Origin of the sequence: Falsiphaeobacter marinintestinus (assembly GCF_007923355.1) — a bacterium.
GTDB classification, from domain to species: domain Bacteria; phylum Pseudomonadota; class Alphaproteobacteria; order Rhodobacterales; family Rhodobacteraceae; genus Phaeobacter_A; species Phaeobacter_A marinintestinus.
The window spans coordinates 278,284-302,087 of sequence record NZ_VOGO01000006.1; the positions used below are offsets into that span (position 1 = coordinate 278,284).

Genomic DNA, 23,804 nt, shown 5'->3' on the forward strand with positions numbered 1-23,804 from the left:
AGGCAGTGCTACAATCACTTAAGGACAGACGACTTCGATCAACGACGGGCCTCCACTTTCAAGGCCATGTGACAGCGCCCGCACGAAATCGTCCATGGTGTCCGCCCGAGAGGCCGGAACGCCGTGCCCCTTGGCCAGCGATACCCAATCCAATTCGGGGCTTTCGACATCAAACATGGCCTGCGCGTTCCGTCCAAAGCTTTCGACCCCGACATTGGTCAGTTCGTTGCGAAGGATCTGATAGCCGCGGTTGGCAAACACAATCACGGTGACGTCCAGATTTTCTCGGGCCATCGTCCACAAGGATTGCACCGTGTACATCGCCGACCCGTCCCCCGTCAGCGCGATGACTTTCCGGTCGGGGCACGCGACAGCCGCACCTGTCGCAGCGGGCAGGCAAAGCCCAATTGCGCCGCCCGTCCCGCTCAACACGTCGTGCGGACGCGCGGTTGCCGTTGGCGGCATCACGTGAAACCCGGATGTGACCGATTCATTGCAGAGAATGGCGTTCTCGGGGATCAGGGCCGCCAGCGCCAATCCGACCTTTTGCAGCGTCAACTCGCCCGTGGGCATTTCCGGAAGGTCCAGTGCAAAACACGTCGGAGCTGTGTCCTTACGCACACCCACGGCATCCGCCAGCGCCTGAAGGGTCCAGGCGATATCCATCGTCGGGGTGCAGAGCTCGGCCATGACGCAGTCAGCAGGTTCCGGGACGCTGGGTTTGTCGGGATAGGCAAAAAACGCAACGGGACGGTCGGTGCCGACCAGTGTGATCGATGCCGTGTTTTCCAACTGTGCGATCTTGGGGTCCACCGGATACACCAATTGGTCGATCTTGGCGGTGCCCGCGCCTTTGGCGATGCGTGGGATCAGCGTGTCGGCTACAAGTCGGCAGCCGGTTTTGGTTGCGATCTGGCCAGCAAGCTGGCGCAGGTCTCCAAACAAAGCGTTACCGCCAATCAACAGGACTGCATTGGCAGTCGTCAACCGTGCCGCCGCCGCGTCGATCTCGGCGTTGGAGGGCCGTGTTAATGCATGTCCGGGCAAGCTGGCAGAGGGGCCGGTTGCCGGATCCCACGCGGTGTCCGCCGGAAGGATCAAAGTGGCGATCTGGCCGTTTCGATCACGCGCCGCACGGATTGCGGCAGCCCCGTCTGGCGCCACGCTTTCCGCATCGGGCGAAACCCGGGTCCAATGGCTGATCGACTGGCTTATGCCCAAAATGTCGCCCTTGAGCGGGCTTTCGTAACGCAAGTGGTGGATCGCATGATCTCCGACGACATTCAGCACGCCGGACCCGGCTTTGCGGGCATTGTGGAGGTTGGCAAAGGCATTCCCAAAGCCGGGCGCAAGGTGCAAAAGCGTTCCGGCTACATCGCGTTTCATGCGGAAATACCCATCGGCAGCGCCAGAGGTGCCGCCTTCGAACAGGCATAGAACGCAGTTCATCTCGGGGTGCGCGTCCAGCGCGGCGACAAAATGCATCTCTGATGTGCCGGGATTTGCGAACACGGTATCCACGCCATTGTTCAGCAGCGTTTTCACAAGGGATTCTGCACCGTTCATATCAGTCTCCATTCAGTCGGTTGGCAGGGTGGGCCGACAAAGCAGCAGCAACTAAAGCCAATCAAATCACGCTTTTCTGATCGTTGGCCGGGACAGACTTCTGGCCAGCGCGCCAGGCATAGGCAAGCGGCGGCACCGCTATGACAAACCCGCCCAGGGTCAACATCAAATGGCTCAGACCTGCAACGCCGCCCGCTGGGGCAGCAATCAACAAACCGGCGCACAGCAGGACGATCCGCATGATAATACTGCCCATACCGGAAGCGAGCGGTCCGACAAAACTGACATAACCCTGAAAAGAGGCGGAAATGAACCAGACCCCGATCAACGCACAAACCAGCACCATGGCAACTTCCGCTGGTGGGCCCTGACCGATCAGTGCAGGGTTCAGCACGAAAAAGAACGGAACGACGTAAATCACACCGCCCAGTTTCATCGCTTCGAAGCCTGTCCTGAATGCGTTCGCGCCTGCCATCGATGCGGCGGCGAAGGCGCCCAGAGCAACCGGTGGCGTGATGAAACTGACCATTCCCCAGTACAAGATGAACAAATGCACGGCGAGTTCGTTCAATCCTGCCTGAACCAACGCAGGGGCCAGAACCACTGCAAGAAAGATGTAGCAAGCCGTTACCGTCATTCCCATGCCGAAGATAAACGACGTAAGCGCGCCCATCAAAAGCAACATCGGCACCGAATTGCCCGCCGCGTGCACCAGCTCATTGGCCAGCGGTCCGGTCAGCCCGGTGGCCTGAAATGCACCGACGATCATGCCGATCCCCAGCAGAACGGCGACCAGTTCAGACAAGGTCCGGCCCACGGAGACGATGATGTTCAGAAAACCATCCCACGACACGCGGTCGTTTGGATTGAACTGATTGACAATCAACAGCAGCAGCACGGCATAGAACGGCGCTGTCTTTTCCCAGCGAAAGGCGACCATCAGGAAAATAAGCAGCGCAAATACCGCGATATACAGCCAGCCCTGGCGTAGCGTCTGCCAGACCATCGGTCGATCCGCGCGGGCCAGTCCCTTAAGTCCGCGCCGGGCCGAATAGGCGTCGATCTGTACAAAGAGGCCAAAGAAATACAGCAGCGACGGGATCGCAGCCGCAAGCATGATCTCGACATATGGCCGGCTCAGCCATGATGCGATCACAAAGGCGGTTGCCCCCATGATGGGCGGCATCAAGACACCGCCGGTCGACGCACAGGCTTCGGTTGCGGCTGCATAACGCGCCGAGAACCCGGTTTTCTTCATCGCCGGGATAGACACCGCTCCGGTGGTCAACACGTTCGAAATCACCGAGCCCGACATCGAGCCCATGAACCCCGACGCAAAGATCGACACCTTTGCCGCCCCACCGCGATACCCGCCAACCAGCGACAGCGCGAGATTGTTGAAGAACTTGCCGCCGCCGGTGAATTGCAGGACCGCGCCGAACAGAATGAACCCGATGACCAGATTTCCGAAGGCGCGCATCGGGATACCGAATGAGGCTTCGGATGAGATCATGAAATAGGGAATGACATCCAGGAATGGCTGGGTGAAGCCATTCAGGGGGTCGGGCACCTTGTCGGCAAACGTCGGGTAGAGCGAAAACACCAGTACGATCCCGAACAAGACCAGCCCGCCAGCGCGTCTCGTGCCCTCAAGAATAAGTAGATACAGAGCCACCGATGCCCAAACGGCTTTGGTCGGCGCGGCGTATTCCCAACCGGAATCAAGGCTTTCGCCTGCTGTGACCACAAAGAATCCAGACACAGCAAGAGTTGCGAAGGACAAGACCCAGTCATACCAAGGTACATGGGTCGATCTGGATCCGCTGGCGCGAAACGTGATGAATGTCAGGCTGAGGAAAAGCGCGGCCAGGACGTAAAGATACATGCCCTCCAAAAGGGAATAGCCAGCGATCCGCAAATTGAACAACTGATTGATGGCGACACCGATGGCAGCAACGGTGCAAAATATGATCATCCAGCGCGCAGCGCCGGTAAACACCATGCGTTCGACCGCGCGTTCGGCCTCGATCGCCGAAAGTCCACGGTCACGGGTATTGGTTTGCGTCATGAAATCCACACTGATCTTGCCCGCCATACCGCGAGCGAAAAGGGCGGGCCTGAAAGCCCGCCCCGAAAGGTCACTTCATGTGGTCAGAAGACAACGCCGAAACCACCTGCGCTTAACGCATCGCGGCGCTTTTGATCCCAGGCCTCGGCCCAGTTGTCGGGGTTTTCGGCCTTCAGTTCGCTCCAGGCAGCGCTCAGCGCGGCCTGACGCGCGATCAGGGTGTCATTATGCGCCTGTGCGGCATCGTTCCAGACGCCGATTTCCTTGTAATACCGGATTGCCCCATCGTGATACGGTGCCACCCACTGGAAGTTCTGCTTATCAAGCGCCCAGCCGTTGATACCCGGTGCATTGCCTGCAAAGCCATCGAAGAAAACGTTCATCGCCTTCGTCATGTTATAGGTCAGGTCTTCGTCCTGTGCGGCATAGGTCATCAGAACGGGATAGGCATAGCCCGCAGTCGGTGTGCCCGGTGTCCCGTCAATTGTTGCGCCAACGGTCGCAATCATTGGACTGAAGAACGGAGCAATCTCCTGCATCCGCTCCAACCCAGCAGCATCGTTGGCATCAATGGGAGGCCAGAAAACACCGCGCGGTCCGGATTCAGCTTCGTAGGCGCGGCCCGAGTTTGTCGATGCAAACGCAGCATCAACGCTGCCGTCGATCATCCCGGCCCATGAATCGCCAAAACCACCAAACTCAACGCGTTCGACATCGTCCCAGGTCAATCCACCATAGGCCAGATAGGCCTGATTGTTGACATTCAGCGCCGGTGCACCCTTGACCCACGCCACACGCATGCCTTTGAGGTCGGAATAGGTGAACCCCTCGCACCCGGGCTTTCCAGCCTTTTCGCAGGCCTCGGCCGCGACGGCCAACGATAGGCCCACGGCACCACCGTTGTTTGCTGCCAGAATGCGAACCGGTTGCGGCCCCCAGTTTTCGGCCCCAAACTGAAACACGCCTTCCTGCGCCATGAACGATCCGCCCACGCCATTGGCCGAAAACTGAACCTTGCCCTGCCGCAGCGGTTCGGTACGGGCGATATCATTCTTGCCCGGCAAAACCCGCAAATTCACATCCAGCGCTTCTTGCAGCGCAGCACCGATCGCAATCGACTGGTTATAGCCCGCCGATCCGGTTCCATACGCCGTCCAAGTCAGTTGTTTTGGCAGTTCAACCTGTTGTGCCAGCGCTGGCATGGCTGCCAGACAAAGGGACACCGCTAGTGAAGTAACACGCATGATTTTTCCTCCCAGATTACGTAAGTCGAATGAAGTCCGTCCAATTCTATGAAAGTGTCCGTACGCAGTGATCACTTGTCAACTTGACGCAGCTTCAGCCTCGCATTGACGCTACGTTACTGTCTGTTTGCGCGTTGGCGACCGGATCACTTGTCCAAGCGCCTTGACCAACAGTGGGTGTCGGGTTCCGGTTCTTCGAAACTCCACCACTCTGGTCTTCTTTTCTGACCTACAGGACCGAAAGCGCCAAGGTTTGTTCGGGGGAGGGAGAGGGTGACATCACGGAAACAGCTGATCAGCGTCGCTTTCCCAAAAATCGGCCGCGTGGAAACAGGCCCTAGTTGATCGGGTCGGATGATTTTTGGGGCGCTTCGCGGTAGATAAGCGGTGCGTCGTCCTGTGCTGAGAATGCACTTGCCTGCGTTTGCAGGCTTTCGTGGTGTGGCGACTTGATGCAAACCGGATCGGTCGCCGCAGGGTCACCGATCACCGCCATAGCCTGACAACGGCAGCCGCCAAAATCTATGGTTTTGCGATCACAACTGCGGCAGGGTTCCTGCATCCAGTCAGTCCCGCGGTAAGCATTGAAAGCAGCGCCATTGTACCAGATTTCGTTCAGCGATTTGTCCTGAACCCGGTCAAACGTCAGATGCGGAATCGACTGAGCGGCATGGCAGGGCAGGACCTGCCCATCTGGTGTTACGTTCAGGCCAGTTGTGCCCCAACCGCCCATGCAGCGTTTGGGGAAATCTTCATGATAATCCGCCGGCACATAGTCGATCACCAACCGACCTTTAAGCCGTTTGCGGGCTTGTGTGACAATCTGATTGGCCTCTTTCGCCTGTTCACGGGTCGGCATCAGAGCCGCGCGGTTTTTCAACGCCCAGCCGTGGAACTGGACAGTCGCCACTTCGATCCGCCGGGCCCCCATCTCCTGGGCCATTTCCAACGCACGGGGCAATTGGTGCAGGTTGCGCCGGTGCAGAACGGCATTGAGCGTAAGCGGGAAACCAATTTTTCCGATCCACTCCGCAACCTGCAATTTGCGTGCAAACCCGCCACGATACCCGCCGATTTCATCGGCCATTTCGGGGTTGGTGCCCTGAAGAGACAGCTGCACATGATCAAGTCCCGCGTCGTCAAGCTGCGTCAGCCGCTTTTCAGTGAGACCAATGCCGGAGGTGATCAGGTTCGTATACAGGCCTGCCTTACGCGCGGCGGACACAAGATCGGTCAGATCCCGGCGAGAGGCCGGCTCTCCGCCTGAAAGGTGCAATTGCAGGACGCCCATCTCGGCGGCTTCGCGAAACACACGCGCCCAGTCGGCAGTGTCCAACTCGCTGTCCTGCGCGGCCATTTGCACCGGGTTCGAACAATATGGGCATGACAGCGGGCAACGGTACGTCAACTCGGCCAACATGGCGATGGGGGCAGGAGCGGTCATTCTGAAACATCCAGAAACCGACGGCTGCGCAAGGCGTCGAGAAAGCCGGAACTGTCCGTGCGAATTTCATCGACCGGCGCGCTGTAGCGTTCGGCCAGCGCGCCGGTGATTTCGCCAAAGCTGCGGGTTCCGTCCACTTCGTTCAGGATCGCATGTCCAACGGCATCCAGTGTAATCGCCCGTTCAGGGGCCAACAGAACCCAGGTTCCGCGGACTTTGTCGTGATGCAGCCGAACGCCGCGGGGCAGGATGGGGATATCGGTGGTCAACATGTCAGGTGATCTCCATTCCGTCCTGGCCAATCGTCCATCCGGCGGCTTCTGCAGCGGCTTTTTCAACCGAATTCGGTCGAAGCACCGGGTTCGTGTTGTTCATATGTACATAGATTTTTTGCCCGATACTCAGGGACTGAAAAGCAACCAATGACCCGTCGGCACCATTCATTGACATATGCCCCATGCGCTTGCCGGTTTTCTGGCCAAGGCCAGCGCGGACCATTTCATCATCCTGCCAAAGCGTCCCATCAAAGAAAAGCAGATCAGCCCCGTCAAGCCGGGTCCGCAGATCGTCGTTCAACAGGGCACATCCGGGGATATAGAAGACCGTCTTACCAGCCGTTTCAAGTTTTACGCCCACCGTCTGATCGCCGATCAGATCAGTCTGGATCTCGCCTTTCTCAAGGTACAGCGGCACCTTGCCAGGGACGGCAAACAGAGTGGCCGTCATGCCGGGCAATATTGAAAAAGGCGTGTCGAGCGCGATGGTCTGGCGTGTCACCACATCGTGGTTCAGCGCGTCGAACATCGGGTTCTGGGCCAATACGTCATGGATACCAGTTGTGGCAAACAGCGTGAATGGCTGCATTTCGCGCAATGTCAGCAACCCTGCGACATGGTCGATATCCCCGTTTGTCACCAACACCGCGCTCAGGGGCAGACTGCGCAGATCGGTCGGATGCAGGGGCGTGGCATCGGCAAGTTGTTGACGCACGTCCGGAGACGCATTCAGAATGGCCCAAGATTCGCCATCGGCGGTAACCGCAAGCGAAGACTGTGTCTGTGAAGGGATCGCACCTGTGCGTGCAAGATTGCAGATTTCACAACCGCAGTTCCACTGAGGCAATCCACCGCCGGCAGCCGCCCCAAGGATGTACGCGCGGAAAGTCATGTTTGCCTTCCGCACGCTGTATTGATTTAGAACAGTACGCCGCCAGCGTCTTCGCCGTCGCCATCTGGTCCGTACATGTTGATTTCCATGCCGCATTCGATTTCGCGGATGATAGGTTTGGTCCAGGCCATTGTCGTATCCTTTCCAGAGATTGAATTCTGCAAACAGGCTGACAGAGAAGACGTTTTCAAGCGACTCTTAATTACTAAGAACCGTTTAGACTTTGGTGGGTATCAGGCATCCGTTAAAATCGGAGCCTGCCCCGAAAGAACAAAGCCCTTGTTGCGTAGAGTTTTGATTTCAAAATGAAAATCATTGGAGGCCAGCTTTTTCCGCAGATATCCGATATAGACATCGACGACGTTCTCGTTGCCTGAACCATCGCTGGCCCACAGGGTATCATAAAGGGTGCCCCGTGAAACTGGTCTGTCAACATGTTGCATCAGAAGCGTCAAAAGCTCGTACTCACGTTCTGTCAAAGTGGTTTGCGCAGCCCCTTGTTGCAGAATGCGGGTTCGGTGCGACAACTGGCTTGGGTTGGGGCGCTGGGTGCTGACGCGGTGTTCCTGTACACGCAATCGCGCCACCAATTCTTCAAAGTCAAACGGTTTGACGACATAGTCATCGGCACCGGCCTCCAGGCCTGCGGTGCGATGTTCGACGTCAGACAGGGCCGAAAGCATAAGTATCGGCAACACCGCACCCGAGGCACGGATGGTGCGCACAAGATCAATACCGCTGTCTGCCCCCAACATGACGTCGACAATTGCTCCGGAATAATCGGCGGACTGAAGCCGTTGCAAAGCGAGGTCCGCGCGGTTTTCTGTTTCGGCCGCATAGCCATGCAGTGCCAGCCCGCGTGCCAAAGCAGATGTGATTTCGGGGTCGTCATCAATGATAAGCAGGCGGCCAGACATACCTGCAGATTACCCTTGGGCAACTGGAAGGAGAACCGAGATTTTGGTACCGGGTGCATCGCCGATTGCCTCAGATCGCGAGAGCGGGCTGGTCACCGCGATTCTGCCGCCCTGTTCCGTGATCACCCAGCGGGCAAGGGCAAGTCCGACGCCAAACCCCTGACTTCGGTGTTTGGAAGACCCCTGCGCGAACCGGTCAAAGATGCGCGATTGATCCTGGGGGTCGATGCCGGGTCCATTGTCTGTGATCGATAAACCGGCAAGTTCTTCGCCGGTTGCCAGAGCCAGTTGTACCATCTTGCCATCACGGGCATGTCTGACAGCATTCCGGATCAGGCTGACGACCACTTGCCGGACCCAGTTGGGATCAATCTGAAGCTCAATGTCGGGCACGTCTTCGACTTCAAGTATCATCCCCGCGTTATCAATTTCAGCCTGTATTTCTGACTGCACCTCAGCGACCAGAACTGGCAAACCTACGGGGTGTGTTTCCAGCGCGAGTTGACCTGTTTCAGACCGCGCAAGACGCAGCAGATCATCAACCCGACGGTTCAGACGCAGCGCCCGCGCTTCGATGATCGCAAAAGCGTCTTGCGTATCTGCGGGACCTTTTTTGCCAATCTGCGCCTCCATCAGAATGACAGTCAGTGGCGTGCGCAATTCGTGGCTTATGTCTGCAAAAAAGCGCCGCCTGTTCCCGTCGATCTCTTCAAGCGCTGTGTTCGCGGCACGCAACTCTTCGGTGCGCTCGGCAATCGTCTCGGTCAGACGTGCCCATTCGGCTGCGACCTTCTGCTGTCTGTCACGCAATGCGGCGGCCATTCGGTTTGTTTCTGCTGCAAGCAAACCGATTTCATCCTGATGCGTGACAGGCAAGGCAACGGCAAAGTCTGCTTTTCCGATTTGCATGGCCGCAGCGCGCAGGTGATCAAGTCGGCGAAACTGTGGCCGGACAAGACCAAAGTAGAAGGCGGCCACCAAGGGAACCGTTGCGGCCGCGATCAGCAACGCCAACCACGCCAGCCGCTGCCTTAACGTGTCGATCCCGGCCAGAATGGTATTTCGAAACATGACTTCTGTGTTGACCGCCTGACCCAGCAATGGATCAAAGCCCGAGGCGAAGCTGTCGATATGGGCGCGAAGGCGCGACTTGTCTGCTGTGTCCACAGCCAGTCCCCGAAGGGTTGTGTCCAGCAAGGCCTGCATTCGGGCCACTCCAAGCGACTGTGTGCCATAGCGGGATTGTTCATCCAGGCCGTGTGTCTCGGCGGCTTTGACGGCTTGCGCCACGTCGTCATGCAGTTGAACAAAGGTGCGGCGCATCTGATCGACCACTGGCGAAATGCGGTCTGTGCGAACGTCTGCGGGCAGACCAGACTGCACAGCCTCTGTTGCCACAACAAGAAAAGTTGCGGCCTGTGTCGAGAGGCTTGCATATCGTGACATCCGCAGTTCCGAGGCAAGCGCCGTGTCCAGCCTGCGCCCGACCTCGCCCAATCCCAAGAAAAGCATCAAAGCAGTCAGGACCGTCGCTGCCCCCAGCAAAGCGGCCCCGATCGCTAGGCGGAATTTCAGAGAGGTGGTGGATTTGAGCACTGGGTCATTCACAGAATGCGTGTCCCTGTGTGCGCGGCTCAAAAACCGCTGCGCAGTGCTTTTTGCTGAGTAGGAGGCCTGATTGCATCAGTTCAGCCTTTGCGTTTCATCAGACCCCGCGCTGGATCGTAACCCCAGACGGCGACCACGCTCAGCACCATCGTGCTGATAACCACCCATGCCAATGCGTAGAGGTTCAGCTGCAGATACAACAGAAACCGGATCAGTTCGACCACATGGGTAAAGGGGTTAAGCGCACAGATATCGCGCAATAACGGCGAGCTTTCGGCCATTTTCCACAGCGGGTAAAGCGCGGAAGACAGGAAGAACATCGGGAAGATCACAAAGTTCATGACCCCGGCGAAGTTCTCAAGCTGCGAGATGAAACTGGACAAAACCAACCCAAGCGCGCCCAGCATCAAACCGCCCAAGATCAAGCCGGGGAGAACCGCGACATACCCCCAAGCGGGCATCGTGATGTCAAAAAGTGCGGCGATGCCCAGGAAGACATAGACCTGCAAAACCGAAATCATGGTCGAGCCGAACAACCTGCAAAAAAGCAGCCAAGATCGGGGGTATGGGCTGGTCAGCAGCAAACGCATGGACCCCATTTCGCGATCATAGACCAAGCTGAGCGAGCTTTGCATGCCGTTGAACAGCAGTACCATCGCGCAAAGTCCCGGTACGATGTAAGTTTCGTACGTTATGTACGTCTGGTAAGGCGGAATGATCGACAGGCCAAGCGCGGCGCGAAAGCCTGCTGCAAAGATCAGCAACCACACCAAGGGCCTGACCAGCGCTGCGATGAACCGTTCGCGCTGATGGATGAATCGCAAAAACTCGCGCCCGATGATCGCGCGGGCGACCCCCCAATATCCCTTCATGCCGGTGCCCCGGTGCGGGCCAGAAACCAATCAGACAACGGGGTGCCGTCGCGCAACGCCCCGGTTTCGCCGGTCGAAATGATCTGTCCCTGATTGAGGACCAGCAACGCGTCGGTATCACGGACTTCATCGGTCAGATGGGTGGTCCACAACACGCTTAGCCCCTGATCCGCCAAGTCATGCACATGGTCGGTAATTGCCTGACGTGAGGCGGCATCCAGACCCACGGTGGGTTCGTCCAACAGCAGCACCTTGGGATCATGCAGCAACGAGCGGGCCAGTTCTGTCCGTCGTCGGTGGCCACCATTCAGCGAGCGGACCTTTTCATTGCTGCGTTCACGCATGCCCAGCTGATCGAGTGCGGCATCAATGCGGGCTGGCACCTGAGCCCGTGGTAATCCGTGAAGAGCTGCGAAATAGGCCAGATTTTGGCGAACCGTCAGGCTGAGATCCAGCGTCGATTGCTGAAACACCACACCCAGTTCAGCCATCGCGCGGCGCGGCGCAGTACGCAAATCGTGTCCGGCGATACTGATGTCACCTTTTGGAGCCACCAAAAGGCGCGTCAAAAGCGAAACAAGCGTCGATTTTCCAGCCCCATTTGGACCCAACAGCGCACAGAAGCACCCCGGTGGGATGTCCAGGGATACATCCTGCAAAGCCGCCTTGGCCCCGTAGTTGAAACTAAGCCCCTGTACCGTCAAGCCAGATGTCATTCGATAGCTGTCCAATGAGAATTTGTTGCCACACCGCATCCTGGTTCATTTGTACCGTCACGGATAGTTTGCCCCGAAAGGTAGCGCACAACAAGCAGCCTTTAGGTGTAAGCGAACTGCAACTCAATGGACCTGACCGCTGGATCGAACTAGGTTCAAGCCGGTCTAAGGGGTGGCGATATGCAACTTTTGGTGGTCAGCCTGCTGCTTGCTCTAAGCACTGCATCAGCAGCAATTGCAGAACGGGCGCGATATGTTGAACTCGCGCGTCGTGGGTGGAATTACGAATTGCGTACAACCATGATGGGGCGCGATTTAACGATACCCGTGCACATCAACGGGCGGGATTTCGCAGGGGCCAGTCTTTGCGTTGTTGGGGAACGGCCGCATCCCGCGTCACTTGAAACCCTGAACGCGTTTCGCGGTCTCATAGAACATACTTTTGGCAAGCCGTTAACAATGCGCCATGCCGGGATTTCCGCGGATCAATGTGGCTCTGGGCGGACGGTTGTTCTGAGGCTTTACTCGGGGTTCCCCCCGAATACCGCGCTGACAGCTGATTTGGCGTGGATGAACAATGTGCACTTGCTGGGCCTGCCGCAGGGGTCGTTTTATGCTGCGGCGTCGCCTGCAATGGCTCAGACCTTTTTTGGCAGGCGCGGGCAGGGGACGCATATTATGGTCAAGCAGCCCGCGCTGCCTCGGCTGGGCAAGTTAGAGAGCAGTTTTTACAAATCGATCCTGATTGAAGAATTGTTCCAGGCCTTCACGTTTGGCATGGACATCATGCTGTTTGACCCGTCTGCAGCGTTCGAGTCCAAGCTTCAGGAAACGCCGCTCAACTTACACAGGTTTTCGTGGGAGTCGCGAGACTTCATGCGGGCTTTGGTAAACTCCAACCCAACGGGTCTTTGTGTGTTCGATATTTTCATGATGCATGCCGTCGCTGATGCGCCTGTCGATCAGACGGTCGACCCGGATTTCATTTCTTTCATTGATCAGGAATACGACAGCCTGATGGCTCAGGCGCAAGAAACTTTGGCCGATCCCAGGTTTGCCAGTATCGTTGCGCCGGGGTGTTCGCGGGCGTCCCAATGACCCCTTGGGAGGTGCCGCCCCAATACCTTCGGCGGTGTTTGCGCGAAGGGTCGTTCCGGTTACGCTGACTGCAACTTGCACGCTACGGCGTGGCCGGGAGGGACATGGACACGACACTGGATATCCCACAAACGGGTGTGACGGCTCTTTCAACCCATCTGGCACAGGGGCTGGTGGGGCATGACCAACTGATCGAACGGTTGCTGGTTGCGTTGCTTGCTGGGGGGCATTTGCTGGTTGAAGGGCCACCCGGGCTGGCCAAGACCCGAGCGGTAAAATGGTTGTCGGACGCAGTTGAGGGGTCTTTTGCCCGTATTCAGTGCACGCCGGATCTGATGCCGTCTGACCTGACGGGTACGCCGGTCTATCACCCGCAGAGCGGAGAATTCGAATATGTGCCCGGACCGGTGTTCAACAATCTGGTACTGGTGGACGAAATCAACCGTGCTCCGCCCAAGGTGCAGTCTGCATTGCTGGAAGCGATGGCAGAACATCAAGTCACCGCCGGAAACGAGACCCATGCGTTGCCGGACCCGTTTCTGGTTGTTGCAACGCAAAACCCGATCGAACACGATGGCACCTTCCCGTTGCCCGAAGCACAGCTGGACCGGTTTTTGCTGCATGTGATGCTAGAGCTTCCGGGGATAGAAACCGAACGCCAGATCCTTGATCTGGTTGAGGCTGAGGCGTTGGGTGGTGTGTCGCCGGTACGATCCCTGTCGCAAACTGATCTGGCACTGGCGCGGGCGCAGGTGCAGCAGGTTCATTTGGCGCCGGAACTGCGTGATTACATCGTGCGGTTGGTGATCGCGACACGGGAAGGCCCGTTGGCGCAAGACATCGAACATGCGGTTTCGCCACGCGGGTCACTCTCATTGGCCGCTGCCAGCAAAGCGCGGGCATTTTTGCAGGGTCGCGATTTTGCAATGCCCGAAGACGTTGCTGAATTGGCAGGTGACGCGCTGGCGCACCGTATGGTGCTGAGTTGGCGGGCTGTTGCCGACGGGCGTCGCGCCCGAGACGTTGTGGCGGACATTCTGAACGCGGTCGAGCCGCTGTGAATGCAGCGCTTGAAGTCCCGGGGGTTGCCCTCAAATCTGATGCGTTGATTGCTTTACGCTCGGTGGCGCTGAATTCGGATGCGGCTCCGGTGCTGGCCGATTTGCCCGGTGGTTTCGCCACTAGACGCAAAGGGCACGGCCTGGAAGTGGCCGATATTCGGGAGTATGTGGCCGGTGATGATCTTCGCCACCTTGATCGAGGCACGACAGCCCGCACTGGCCGGCTGCATGTGCGGCAGTTCCAAGAAGAACGAGACCGGATTAGCCTGTTAGTCGCCGATTTTTGTCCGGCAATGTTCTGGGGTTTGCGACGGGCATTTCGGTCTGTTGCTGCGGCCGAGGCATTGACGCTGATTGGCTGGAATGTGGTTGAAAGCGGTGGCCGGGTAGGACTGCTGGCTTTGACGGCAACTGGTTCGGTGATCGTCCCGCCGCGCGGGCGGGCGCGGGGCATGCTGGATGTTATCGGCGGAATGGTACAGGCGCATGCCAAAGGATTGGCCGCAATGGTCGACGGGCAAGGCGACGACACATCGCTGGATCAGGGTTTGGTACGCGCAGATAGGCTTGTTTCACCGGGGGCCGAGGTGGTGATCGCGTCGGGGTTTGACGCACCGGGTGCCGGGTTGGCAGACCGCTTGGATTCTTTAGCTCGACGGCGGTCGCCTCGATTGCTGTTGATAACGGACGCTGAAGCGGCAGCTCTGCCACAAGGGCGCTACCCAATCCGACTACCAGATGGGCGACGGGTCAGGGTGCGTTTAGGGGGGCAGGACAGTACTCCGCCCGGACTTGTGCGCCAGATCGCCGGGCGCACAGCATTGGTACTCGATGCCGGTGAAAGTGTTGAACAGACAGCGCGACGGCTTGCCGCTTACGTGGTTGCGGAACGGGCGGCATGACGGAACAGGCCATGAGCGAAGCCGCGATGCTGGTCAGCTTGCGCGGTATTCATTTGCCAACAGAGGCTGCCGGAGGGGCAGTCGCTGATATCGCAGTTGCGGTCGGTCTTGCGGGCTTGGCCGCCCTGATGATTTCCACAGTTTTGCGGCTGCTGTCCAAGAGGAGGCCAGCCGAGACAGGGCTGGACATGCGATCACGACTGTCAGCGATAGCGGAAATGCCTGAAGACGCGCGCCGCGTTGCCCTGTTGCATGTATTGCGAGACGCGCAGCCAGACAGGTATGCCGCCATCAAAGGCGCGTTGTATCAGCCAGGGGGCGGTGTGGATATTGCCACGCTGGAGGCGGAGGTCGCACGCCTTGTTTGAGCTGGCCGACCCTTGGTTCTTGTTGCTGTTACCAGTGCCTCTTCTTGTGACGCGTTTGCTTGGCGTGGCTCCGATGGCCGGGGGCGCGATCTGGGTGCCAGATCGGATAGGCGAAGCCATTTTGGCGGCAGGTCAGCAACGATCGGGCCCGGGCGGTGCACGACTGCGATCCGGCATTTTATGGGCCATTTGGGGGCTGTTGGTGATCGCAGTTTCAGGCCCGCGCGATCTGGCACCAGTCTCTGCCTTAAAGGTCACTGGGCGCGATCTGGCGATTGTTTTGGATTTGTCGGGGTCGATGGTCCGCGATGATTTCCATTTGGGCGACCGGCAGGTGACGCGGTTGGAGGCTGTGACAACCGTGGGTGCCGATTTTGCCCGCCGACGGGGTGGTGACCGAGTGGCGCTGATCGTTTTTGGATCACAAGCCTATTATGCCGCTCCGTTTACCTTTGATGTCGACTCTGTTGCGCGGCGGATCGAGGCGGCGACAATTGGCATTTCGGGCCGGGCGACGAATATTTCCGACGGGTTGGGGCTGGCATTAAAGCGGATGGCGAACAGCAAAGCGGCATCGCGGGTTGTCATCTTGTTGTCTGACGGCGTGAACAATGCCGGGGCCACAGATCCGCGCGGCGTCGCAGAACTGGCCGCGCAAATGGGTGTGCGGGTTCACACGATTGCGTTGGGTCCCAAGGATCTGACAACTGCCGAGGCTGGCGAGCGGGGCGTTGTGGATGCCGCAACGTTGCGGGCAATTTCCGAGATTTCGGGCGGTGAAAGCTTCCGCGTCAAAACGACGGATGACTTGGCGGCCGTGGCAGGCGCGCTTGACCGGTTGGAATCCACGGACAGCGACGGTTTGGCCGCCGAAGTGTTCCGCGACTATTGGGTTTGGCCCGCGGCTCTGGCCGGTCTGATGGGGCTGGGGCTGGCTTGGAGAGAGCTGTCATGAGCGGGTTGGACGTGACCCTGTTGCGGCCCTTTTGGTTGTTGGCTTTGCCGGTGTTGGCGGTGATTGGGTGGTGGCTGCTGACTCGTCGGGGCGGTTTGGGGGACTGGCACAAGGCCAGTGATCCCGCGTTACTGCAAGCGATGGCAGCATTGGGGCGAATTGACCAGTCCTCCAGCCGGGCGCCGGTGCTGGCGATGCTGGCGACAGTCGTGGTGATAGTGCTGGCGCTGTCAGGACCCGCATTTGAGCGCCGCGAAACGTTGTCGTTCAGGAATTTGGATGGGGTGCTGTTTGTAATCGACACATCGGCCAGCGTGACCGAAGACACCCGGTGGCCGCAAATGCTGGCGATGGGGCGGTTTGGATTGGCCTCGCTCGGGACGCGCCCGGGCGGGCTGATCGTTTATGCTGGCGATTCCTATGTCGCAATGGATGTGACACTGGACCACCTGCAACTGGGCCAAACCTTGTCGCTGATTGACGCCAAAACAGTGCCGGATCAGGGGTCGCGCCCGGAAAGGGCTCTGAAAATGGCTGCGGACCTGTTGGGCGAAGCCGAGGTGATTGCAGGCGATGTGATCCTGTTAACGGACGGTCAGGGGTTGGGACCCGAGAGTCTGCGTCAGGCTGCGGTGATTGCGGCGCTGGGCGCGCGGTTGTCGGTGGTATCGCTGAATGCGCCCTCGTCCGAGATCCAGACCCATGCAGCGGCTGGGGCTGGCTCGGTCTTTACACTGGAACAGACCGATGCGCTGGCCGAATGGCTGGGCGTGTCAACCCGGACACGGCTGCAGGCGCAGGACTATCCACTGCTGTATTGGAAAGACATGGGTCGATACTTGCTGGTTCTGGCGCTGGTTCCGTTTTCACTGCTGTTCCGCAGGCAAGTCACTTGAGGGCGCTTGCACTGATAACGGCCGTGGCGCTGGCCATCGGGCTTCTGACTGGGGGACCGGCCTCATTCGGTCGGACGTTTTTGGCGCTGGGGTTGCCAAGTGTGGCCGCGTTTTTGTTCGATGACCCGAACTGGAAAGGGATTGCGCTGTATCGCGCAGATCAATTTGACGCGGCGGCGGATCAGTTCAGTGACGCACAAGCCTTTTATAATCTCGGCAATGCCGAGGCCCATCGCGGGCAATATGCGGCAGCGCTTGAGGCCTTTGATCTGGCTCATGCGCGCGGACACCCGGACGCACAGGCCAATTTTGATGTCGTTGCGGCGTTTTACGCCGGGTTGGGCATCGATCCCGATGCTCTCGCATTGTTCGAAAAGCGCAAGGACGGCGCCAAGACAGAGAGTTTTGTGGCCCGTGGCAATGCACGGGCCGCAGGAACCGGAAGCGACGTCACCAACAACAATACGATGCTTGGGCTGGCCCAAGTGGACAGCCGGGGCCGTTTGGGTGTGCGGCGCGTGTTCGATGACAAGTTCATGCTGGCTGACACCCGGTGGCTTGAGCAGTTGGGCGACGTCCCCGGAGAATACATGGCGGCGCGCATTTTGCAGGAATACAAGCGCCGGATGAAACTGGGCCTGTCCCCGCCCAAGGCGGAGGATCCGCGATGAGATGGCGGCTGATTTTGATCGTGTTGATCTGTCCGCAGCTGGCTTTTGCGCAGTCCAAATTGGTGCTGCCCAACGATTTGCACATCGAGGTAGAGGTCAACGAGACGGAGTACACGCCGTATACCCGCGAAATGGTTCTGATCACGATCAAAGGCGTGTACCGTCGCCACATCACCCGCGAGAACCTGGTGCAGCCTGATTTCAAGGGGTTCAGCTGGACCCAACTGGGTGATGACGTATGGCGCGATGAACGGATCAATGGTGAACAGGTCAAGACCTTCCGCCGCCGTATGGCCATTTATCCTGACCAGCCGGGCACGCTGACTATCGGGGCTTTTACCCATAAACTAACACTGACAGACGAAGAGGACGATTGGTTTGATTATCAGATCCGATCAGAGCCCGTCACGGTTGAGGTTGCGCCGGAACCCGCTGGTGATGACTGGTGGTTCCCGGTCAAATCATTGAAAATCTCAGATCAATGGTCGAATGCTCCGGATCAACTGGTTCCCGGCGAAGGGGTTCTGCGGGTTGTACGGATTGAAGCGTTGGGTGTGACGCCAGAAATGATTCCGCCGATGCCAACGTTGCATTCGCCCTCGGCGATGATCTTTCCACACCCCGATAAACGATTTGCCGAACTGTCGCCCGAGGGTCCGCAGTCTTTTGCATATTGGCGTTGGACGATCCGGCCCAGCAACGACACGTCAACGATCGTCGAGCCGCTGAGTTTTACCTATTTTGACACAGTGAACAGAGTGAGCCGAGAGGTCACAATTTCTGCGCAAAGAGTGGCATATGGATCCGTGGTGCCGGATCAGACAGATAGCTCTGCACCGGATAGTCAGGTGTCTTCAGTGCGGTTGCCCGGCTGGCCTTTGGCCGTGCTGGCGTTTCTGATCTTCGTCGGCGGTGTGATCCTTGCCTTGAAAGAGTATCGGTTCGTCGGGATTCTGGCACTTAGGCGGTTCTGGATCGCAGACCCGCTGGCACGCCAATTGCTCCGGGCAGCGCGGGCTGGGCGTGCATGGGAAATGCGAAAGCTTGCAGCAGCGATGCTACGGCGCGATGGGGTCACGGCCCGTCGGCAGACCTTGGTGTACAGACTTGATCTTGCGCTTTTTGACCCCGGAAAAACCCCCGAATCCTTGCCAGAGTTTGCTCACGACTTCTTGCGAGCGACCTGACATTTTTTGCAGAACCTAAAGTTGATCTGCGTCAGAGAGTTTCTCTCACAGGAATTTTCCCTTGAAAACAGCGCTTTTTCAGCAAAATCCCGCGCGAATTTTGCAAACCTGCAGCGGAAGTTGTTGAAAACTTAAGTGTTACCGGTAGCTTTGCTGTTGGGAGGATTCTTTACATGGAACATCTAGGTGTGCCAGGCCAGCTGGATTCTGTATCGTCCATGCTGATCGTCGATGACCATCCGTTGTACAGCGACGCATTGGAATCGGCATTGGAACTGGTTTTCGAAGAATGCGATATTCGCAAGGCAAGTACTCTGAAAGACGCGTTGGAGTTGGCAAAAAGCGGGTTCGAGCCTGAGCTTGTCATGTTCGATCTGAAACTGCCGGATGTGACTGGCATTTCCGGTTTTCGCAGTCTGCGAGAACATTTGCCCAACGCACGCGTGTTGGTGATATCATCGCTGGCGTCGTTCGATCTGGTGCAGTCTTTGCTACGCGAGGGCGCGGTCGGATTTTTGCCCAAAGACTCTTCGGCCCGCGTTCTGCGGTCTGTGCTGGCGGAAATTACGGCCGGGGGGATTTATGTGCCAAAGGATTTCCAGAAACCCAGCCGCGGCGATTGCGACGCCATTTGGTCAGAATATGACCATCCCAAACTGATGGAACTGACGCCGCAACAAAAGCGGATCATGCAGTTGATTTGCCGGGGACAACCCAACAAGCAAATCGCGTATGAGCTGTCGTTGGCCGAAGCGACCGTCAAGGCGCATATCACGGCCTTGCTGCGCAGGCTTGGCGTACGCAATAGGACTCAGGCTGTCGTCATGGTCGAAAGTGCGATTGCCCAGCAAGTCGGGGACGAGCCGGAAGCGCGTGCTTTTCTTAGACATTGAAGGTGAAGCCTTTGCCCTCTGAACATCCTCAGCCGACCTGCGTGCGGGTCGCGGTTTCGCGTGCGTCCAGCGCCGAGGTTGCGGCGCAAGAGGCCGCCGCGCAAATCAAAATCTCAGAGACCTGTTTCGTCCTGTGTTTTGTGCCCGATGGGTTGGATTGTCAGGGTGTTGCTGTCGCCCTGGACAAGGCGTTGCATGGCGTGCCGGTTTTTGGCTGCTCAACCGCTGGCCAGATCACCAGGCAGGGGTATGAGACCGAAGCGCTGTTGTTGTTGGCTTTCCCAAAATCCCATTTTCGCTGTTCATCCGTTTTGTTCGAACCGATGAACCCATTGTCATCCACCAAGATAGCAGCGCAGGCGCAGCGAACCGAGCAGCGGTTTCAGCACACAGCGGGTTGGCACCGGCTGGGGCTGATTTTCACGGATGGACTGTCCAAGCAGGAAGACATTCTGATGTCCACGCTGGAAACGGTTCTGAACGATTTGCCGATTTTCGGCGGATCTGCAGGGGATGGGTTATCGTTTGAGAAAACGTTTGTACTGCACAAGGGCAGGGCGGTGAACGACGCGGCGGTGCTGTTGCTGCTGGAAACGGACTTGCCATTTCAGGGTGTTGGGTTTGATCATTTTCTGCCCGCAGGCAGCCATATTATTGTGACTGATGCCGACCCTGAAGAACGCAAGGTGTTTGAGATCAACGGCGCCCCGGCTGCGCGCGAATATGCCCGGCTTGTCGGAAGCACTGTCGAAGATTTGTCACCTGAGATTTTTGCCGAAAATCCGCTGTTGATCCAACACAATGACAACCATTACGTGCGCGCGATTTCGGATGCGGATGAAGATGGCGCATTGTCGTTTCTGGCGGCCATCGACGATGGGCTGATCATGACCCTTGGGCTTGGGCAGGAAATCACCAATACGCTTAAAACGGGTTTGGACATCAGGGATCAGCGCGGTCGCAGCCCCGATTTCATCCTTGGATTTGACTGCGTGCTGCGCAAACTGGAAATTGAGCAAAAGCAGCTGGGCCGTGCCGTCTCAAGTATTCTGAGCGATGCGCGGGTGTTCGGGTTCAACACCTACGGTGAGCAGCATTGCGGGGTGCATATGAATCAAACCCTTGTTGGAGTTGCCTTTTTTGGACCGGAGGAAAGGAGCTTCTATTGAGCATGATCGATCCTGGGGAACCGTTGCCGGAACAAGTAAAACGGCAGTCTAAGATCATTGATGCCCTAATCCGTCGGGCCAGCCAGCAGAAAGATGTGAGCCCATCCGCCTACCGCGCTTTTCAATCAGCGATTGATTTGCAACATCAGGTTGCGGCCCAGACGCTGGAACTGGAAAGCGCGCGATATGAACGTGAACGCACACGCAAAGCGCTTGCCGAAGCGCTTGCCTCGATGGAAGAAGGGTTCGCGCTGTTCTCTGACGGTCAATTGAACATTTGCAACGAATTGTTCAGAGGACTTCTGCCAGACATTTCAGCTCGGATTGTGCCGCAGCTTGAACTGAAACAATACTTTGATCTGATGGCCGCCAGTCGGCATCTCGTGTCGACCGACCGCAAGCTAATCAACGTACCAGAGGCGCTCGAGGGGCGGAACGATTCCGGATCGGTGGTGTCAGTTGTCGCAGAAGTGGCAAAAGATCGATGGTATCAATTGAGCGCCCAAAAAACGTCTCCTGAGAATACTGTGCTGTTGCTGACTGAAATCACCGCTTTGGTGCAGCATAACCGACGTGAAAAAGAGCACCTGATCGACCGGCAGGCGGATTACCTGCGCGCGGTTTTCCAGAATATGAGTGCAGGGGTCTGCACCTTTTCTGCCGACGGACAGGTCATGATGCACAACGGGCGTTTCAGGGATATTTTGGGTGTACCGCTCTCTATTCTGCAACCCGGAACACCATTACTTTCGTTGATAGACTATATAAAAAGTCGCAATCTGATCGAAAGCAGCGTGATGGCGCTGATGGACTCCTGGCGTCAGGAAATGGACAGCAAAGGGTCGCTGACCCGTCGGGTGTCACATGGTGGCGGGCGGGTCTTGGATGTCTATGCAAACGTTCTGCCAGATGGCCGATTTTTGGTTGAACTGAAGGACGTCACGCTTGAAGCGCGATCAACCGAGATGCTGGAAAACCGGGTGATGGAGCGTACAGCAGAACTGACGCGCGCCAATGCCAAGCTGACCCGGCAATACGAAGAAAAGGCGCGTGTCGAAGAAGAACTGCGCGTGGCCAAAGAGCGGGCGGAAGCCGCTGTTTCATCCAAAACCCGATTTCTTGCCGCCGCGAGCCATGATCTGTTGCAGCCGATCAATGCGGCCAAGCTGCTGATTTCCACCCTGCAGGAAACCACCCGCGACACCAAATTTTTCCCTATGCTAGAGCGGCTTGAGGGCGCGTTCGCCTCGGCCGAGTATTTGCTGCATTCGTTGTTGGACATATCGCGACTTGAAAGCGCCGATCCTGATACGGTGTCGCCCAGTGATGTCTGCCTTGGGGTCGTCATGATGGGGGTCATGTCAGATCAGTTGTTGCTGGCAGAGCAAAAATCAGTTCGGCTGGATCTTGTGCCGAGTTCGGTATTTGTCCGCTCTGACCCGGTTTATTTGCTGCGGTCTGTGCAGAATCTTGTCGTCAATGCGATCCAATACACCAACCCGGGTGGCCGGGTGCTTTTTGGCTGTCGGCGCAAAGGCAACAAGGTTGTTCTGGAAGTCTGGGACACTGGGATCGGCATTGCGCGCAAGGACCAAGCGCGCATTTTTGACGAATTCACCCGCGCTGAAAATGTGCCAATCGGATCAGGCGTAGGTCTGGGATTGTCTGTTGTTGATCGGGCCTGCAGATTGTTGGGGCACCGTTTGAGCGTTCGATCCAAACCGGGGCGCGGATCCGTATTCAGCATCGAAATGGACGTTGTGGACGGCGTAACCCCAGAAGCAGCACCTCATGTCCCACTGCGCGAGTTGGGAAACCTTTCAGCCGACTACATCGTCATGATGATCGAGAACGACGCAGATGTGCTATATGGCGCGACGCAATGGCTGGAGCAGTGGGGCGTTAGTGTTTTGCCCGCGAGTTCGACCGCGCAGGCGATGGAATTGGCGTCAGATATCGGTATCGCGCCGGACATAATTCTAGCCGACTACCAACTGGATGGATCCGACACAGGTATTCGGGCAATTGCGGATATCCGGGCGATGACCAAGACCCACGTGCCCGCTATCCTCATCACTGCGGACCAGAGCGACGCTGTTCGACGGCTTGGTAAGCAGCACGATGTGTCCGTGATGACGAAACCAGCGGATCTTACCCGCCTGCGTGCGCTGATCGAATGGAAAATTCGCTGGGAGTCATCAACACCCCAAAAACCCGAGCAATCCGCGAGGGCGGTACAGACAAAAGTCGGCGGTGACAGGGATGGCTGATGCTCGCACACTCCTCTCTGAGAGGACATGATTATGATCAGACGCACCTTGGCCGCAGGCCTTTTCGCGATTTTCGTTGCAGGGATCGGGGCTGCAACGCCGCTGGACGGCGCAAAGACCTATGACATGCTGTTTCGCAATGGCACCTTGGATGAGATTAGCCGAGATGCCGCTCTGATCTATAACCGCGATGTCGTTAACACGCTGAATCCTGAATTGGCCGAACGCGACTCCGGCGATATTGCTTTGACGTTTCGCGACGGTCAGGCGACGATGGCGATGCTGGAATTCCGACAGGATGACAAACATCGCGTGTTGGGGACGTTTCCGGCAAGTGTTGGCAACCCGATGATCATGTATTTCTACGAGGCTGTTGTGCGCGACATGGCTGAAACGACCGGTGGCAGCCCGTTTTACATCCGCAACCGTGTGAAAGAAGCGTTGATCAAGCCATCGGATCTTGAGCAGGGAGAAGCCCAGTATGAAGGGCGAACCGTCAAAACTCAGATCATCCGGCTCTTTCCGTTTGCCGACGACAAGAACAAAGAGCGGATGAAGGGTTTTGGCGACCTTGAGTTGCGCGTGACGATGTCCGAGGACGTGCCGGGCTGGTACTTGAGTTTGGTTGCCGAAGCCGCCGGAGGTTCCGTGTTCCGGTCAGAGCTACAATTTCAACGCCTTGACGGTGCGCAATGACCTGTCGGCGGCTTGCCTGCACGATGGTCGTGTCCC

General features: G+C 57.6%; 23 protein-coding genes. 12 read left to right on the forward strand and 11 right to left on the reverse strand.

Annotation, left to right across the window (positions count from 1 at the left end):
* Nucleotides 1-18: 18 nt before the first annotated feature.
* The 11 genes from FOY56_RS14910 to pedB form a co-directional block, all read right to left on the reverse strand.
* Entirely contained in the window at nt 19-1,566 is a 1,548-nt protein-coding gene (locus FOY56_RS14910; protein WP_146346655.1) for an acetolactate synthase large subunit, read from the reverse strand.
* A 61-nt stretch (nt 1,567-1,627) separates the two neighbouring features.
* Complete coding sequence (locus FOY56_RS14915; protein ID WP_146346656.1) at nt 1,628-3,634, reverse strand: TRAP transporter permease; 2,007 nt, start codon at nt 3,632-3,634, stop codon at nt 1,628-1,630.
* An 83-nt stretch (nt 3,635-3,717) separates the two neighbouring features.
* Complete coding sequence (locus FOY56_RS14920) at nt 3,718-4,878, reverse strand: TAXI family TRAP transporter solute-binding subunit (RefSeq protein WP_146346657.1); 1,161 nt, start codon at nt 4,876-4,878, stop codon at nt 3,718-3,720.
* Between the two features lie 337 nt (nt 4,879-5,215).
* Nucleotides 5,216-6,322: a pyrroloquinoline quinone biosynthesis protein PqqE gene (gene pqqE, locus FOY56_RS14925; protein WP_146346658.1), complete on the reverse strand. Its 1,107-nt coding sequence runs from the start codon at nt 6,320-6,322 to the stop codon at nt 5,216-5,218.
* Nucleotides 6,319-6,594: a pyrroloquinoline quinone biosynthesis peptide chaperone PqqD gene (gene pqqD, locus FOY56_RS14930; RefSeq protein WP_146346659.1), complete on the reverse strand. Its 276-nt coding sequence runs from the start codon at nt 6,592-6,594 to the stop codon at nt 6,319-6,321. Before pqqD ends, pqqE begins: the two co-directional genes overlap by 4 nt.
* A gap of 1 nt (nt 6,595) precedes the next feature.
* Complete coding sequence (gene pqqB, locus FOY56_RS14935) at nt 6,596-7,489, reverse strand: pyrroloquinoline quinone biosynthesis protein PqqB (protein ID WP_146346660.1); 894 nt, start codon at nt 7,487-7,489, stop codon at nt 6,596-6,598.
* Between the two features lie 26 nt (nt 7,490-7,515).
* On the reverse strand, nt 7,516-7,620 hold the full coding sequence (gene pqqA / locus FOY56_RS14940) for a pyrroloquinoline quinone precursor peptide PqqA (protein ID WP_093916145.1): 105 nt from the start codon (nt 7,618-7,620) through the stop codon (nt 7,516-7,518).
* 102 nt (nt 7,621-7,722) lie between these two features.
* Complete coding sequence (locus FOY56_RS14945) at nt 7,723-8,406, reverse strand: response regulator transcription factor (protein ID WP_146346661.1); 684 nt, start codon at nt 8,404-8,406, stop codon at nt 7,723-7,725.
* Between the two features lie 9 nt (nt 8,407-8,415).
* Nucleotides 8,416-10,014, reverse strand: a complete 1,599-nt coding sequence (locus tag FOY56_RS14950; RefSeq protein ID WP_246139496.1) for a sensor histidine kinase — start codon at nt 10,012-10,014, stop codon at nt 8,416-8,418.
* An 80-nt stretch (nt 10,015-10,094) separates the two neighbouring features.
* Entirely contained in the window at nt 10,095-10,886 is a 792-nt protein-coding gene (pedC, locus tag FOY56_RS14955) for a lanthanide ABC transporter permease protein PedC (protein ID WP_146346662.1), read from the reverse strand.
* Complete coding sequence (pedB, locus tag FOY56_RS14960; protein WP_146346663.1) at nt 10,883-11,602, reverse strand: lanthanide ABC transporter ATP-binding protein PedB/LutE; 720 nt, start codon at nt 11,600-11,602, stop codon at nt 10,883-10,885. Before pedB ends, pedC begins: the two co-directional genes overlap by 4 nt.
* Nucleotides 11,603-11,782: 180 nt before the next feature.
* On the opposite strand from pedB, the gene FOY56_RS14965 reads away from it, so the two are divergent.
* The 12 genes from FOY56_RS14965 to FOY56_RS15020 all read left to right on the forward strand — a co-directional run bounded on the left by FOY56_RS14965 (nt 11,783) and on the right by FOY56_RS15020 (nt 23,768).
* Nucleotides 11,783-12,700 (forward strand): hypothetical protein, encoded by a 918-nt coding sequence (locus FOY56_RS14965; RefSeq protein ID WP_146346664.1) that lies wholly within the window; start codon nt 11,783-11,785, stop codon nt 12,698-12,700.
* A gap of 104 nt (nt 12,701-12,804) precedes the next feature.
* On the forward strand, nt 12,805-13,761 hold the full coding sequence (locus FOY56_RS14970) for an AAA family ATPase (RefSeq protein ID WP_146346665.1): 957 nt from the start codon (nt 12,805-12,807) through the stop codon (nt 13,759-13,761).
* Complete coding sequence (locus FOY56_RS14975) at nt 13,758-14,663, forward strand: DUF58 domain-containing protein (RefSeq protein WP_146346666.1); 906 nt, start codon at nt 13,758-13,760, stop codon at nt 14,661-14,663. The genes FOY56_RS14970 and FOY56_RS14975 overlap by 4 nt, the downstream gene beginning before the upstream one ends.
* Entirely contained in the window at nt 14,660-15,031 is a 372-nt protein-coding gene (locus tag FOY56_RS14980) for a hypothetical protein (RefSeq protein WP_146346667.1), read from the forward strand. The genes FOY56_RS14975 and FOY56_RS14980 overlap by 4 nt, the downstream gene beginning before the upstream one ends.
* Complete coding sequence (locus FOY56_RS14985) at nt 15,024-15,986, forward strand: VWA domain-containing protein (protein WP_146346668.1); 963 nt, start codon at nt 15,024-15,026, stop codon at nt 15,984-15,986. The genes FOY56_RS14980 and FOY56_RS14985 overlap by 8 nt, the downstream gene beginning before the upstream one ends.
* Complete coding sequence (locus tag FOY56_RS14990; RefSeq protein ID WP_146346669.1) at nt 15,983-16,882, forward strand: vWA domain-containing protein; 900 nt, start codon at nt 15,983-15,985, stop codon at nt 16,880-16,882. The genes FOY56_RS14985 and FOY56_RS14990 overlap by 4 nt, the downstream gene beginning before the upstream one ends.
* Entirely contained in the window at nt 16,879-17,553 is a 675-nt protein-coding gene (locus FOY56_RS14995) for a tetratricopeptide repeat protein (protein ID WP_146346670.1), read from the forward strand. The genes FOY56_RS14990 and FOY56_RS14995 overlap by 4 nt, the downstream gene beginning before the upstream one ends.
* On the forward strand, nt 17,550-18,740 hold the full coding sequence (locus FOY56_RS15000; protein ID WP_146346671.1) for a BatD family protein: 1,191 nt from the start codon (nt 17,550-17,552) through the stop codon (nt 18,738-18,740). Before FOY56_RS14995 ends, FOY56_RS15000 begins: the two co-directional genes overlap by 4 nt.
* A 173-nt stretch (nt 18,741-18,913) precedes the next feature.
* Nucleotides 18,914-19,633, forward strand: coding sequence for a LuxR C-terminal-related transcriptional regulator (locus tag FOY56_RS15005; RefSeq protein WP_146346672.1), 720 nt, complete (start codon nt 18,914-18,916; stop codon nt 19,631-19,633).
* Between the two features lie 11 nt (nt 19,634-19,644).
* A complete protein-coding gene (locus FOY56_RS15010) occupies nt 19,645-20,802 on the forward strand; it encodes an FIST N-terminal domain-containing protein (protein ID WP_146346673.1) in 1,158 nt (385 codons plus the stop codon).
* Between the two features lie 95 nt (nt 20,803-20,897).
* Nucleotides 20,898-23,072: a hybrid sensor histidine kinase/response regulator gene (locus FOY56_RS15015; protein ID WP_342779808.1), complete on the forward strand. Its 2,175-nt coding sequence runs from the start codon at nt 20,898-20,900 to the stop codon at nt 23,070-23,072.
* A 33-nt stretch (nt 23,073-23,105) separates the two neighbouring features.
* Nucleotides 23,106-23,768 carry a hypothetical protein gene (locus FOY56_RS15020; RefSeq protein ID WP_146346675.1) on the forward strand — a complete coding sequence of 221 codons (663 nt, stop codon included), beginning with the start codon at nt 23,106-23,108 and terminating at the stop codon, nt 23,766-23,768.
* Nucleotides 23,769-23,804: the final 36 nt, after the last annotated feature.

Excerpts from the sequence above, each read along its gene's own strand:
- pqqB (WP_146346660.1), bottom strand. The coding sequence starts at position 7,489 with ATGACTTTCCGCGCGTACATCCTTGGGGCGGCTGCCGGCGGTGGATTG.
- FOY56_RS15005 (WP_146346672.1), top strand. The coding sequence starts at position 18,914 with ATGGAACATCTAGGTGTGCCAGGCCAGCTGGATTCTGTATCGTCCATG.
- FOY56_RS14910 (WP_146346655.1), bottom strand. The coding sequence starts at position 1,566 with ATGAACGGTGCAGAATCCCTTGTGAAAACGCTGCTGAACAATGGCGTG.
- FOY56_RS14970 (WP_146346665.1), top strand. The coding sequence starts at position 12,805 with ATGGACACGACACTGGATATCCCACAAACGGGTGTGACGGCTCTTTCA.
- pedC (WP_146346662.1), bottom strand. The coding sequence starts at position 10,886 with ATGAAGGGATATTGGGGGGTCGCCCGCGCGATCATCGGGCGCGAGTTT.
- pqqE (WP_146346658.1), bottom strand. The coding sequence starts at position 6,322 with ATGACCGCTCCTGCCCCCATCGCCATGTTGGCCGAGTTGACGTACCGT.
- FOY56_RS15000 (WP_146346671.1), top strand. The coding sequence starts at position 17,550 with ATGAGATGGCGGCTGATTTTGATCGTGTTGATCTGTCCGCAGCTGGCT.
- FOY56_RS14990 (WP_146346669.1), top strand. The coding sequence starts at position 15,983 with ATGAGCGGGTTGGACGTGACCCTGTTGCGGCCCTTTTGGTTGTTGGCT.
- pqqD (WP_146346659.1), bottom strand. The coding sequence starts at position 6,594 with ATGTTGACCACCGATATCCCCATCCTGCCCCGCGGCGTTCGGCTGCAT.
- FOY56_RS14965 (WP_146346664.1), top strand. The coding sequence starts at position 11,783 with ATGCAACTTTTGGTGGTCAGCCTGCTGCTTGCTCTAAGCACTGCATCA.
- FOY56_RS14920 (WP_146346657.1), bottom strand. The coding sequence starts at position 4,878 with ATGCGTGTTACTTCACTAGCGGTGTCCCTTTGTCTGGCAGCCATGCCA.
- pqqA (WP_093916145.1), bottom strand. The coding sequence starts at position 7,620 with ATGGCCTGGACCAAACCTATCATCCGCGAAATCGAATGCGGCATGGAA.
- FOY56_RS14915 (WP_146346656.1), bottom strand. The coding sequence starts at position 3,634 with ATGACGCAAACCAATACCCGTGACCGTGGACTTTCGGCGATCGAGGCC.
- FOY56_RS14945 (WP_146346661.1), bottom strand. The coding sequence starts at position 8,406 with ATGTCTGGCCGCCTGCTTATCATTGATGACGACCCCGAAATCACATCT.
- pedB (WP_146346663.1), bottom strand. The coding sequence starts at position 11,602 with ATGACATCTGGCTTGACGGTACAGGGGCTTAGTTTCAACTACGGGGCC.
- FOY56_RS14980 (WP_146346667.1), top strand. The coding sequence starts at position 14,660 with ATGACGGAACAGGCCATGAGCGAAGCCGCGATGCTGGTCAGCTTGCGC.
- FOY56_RS15020 (WP_146346675.1), top strand. The coding sequence starts at position 23,106 with ATGATCAGACGCACCTTGGCCGCAGGCCTTTTCGCGATTTTCGTTGCA.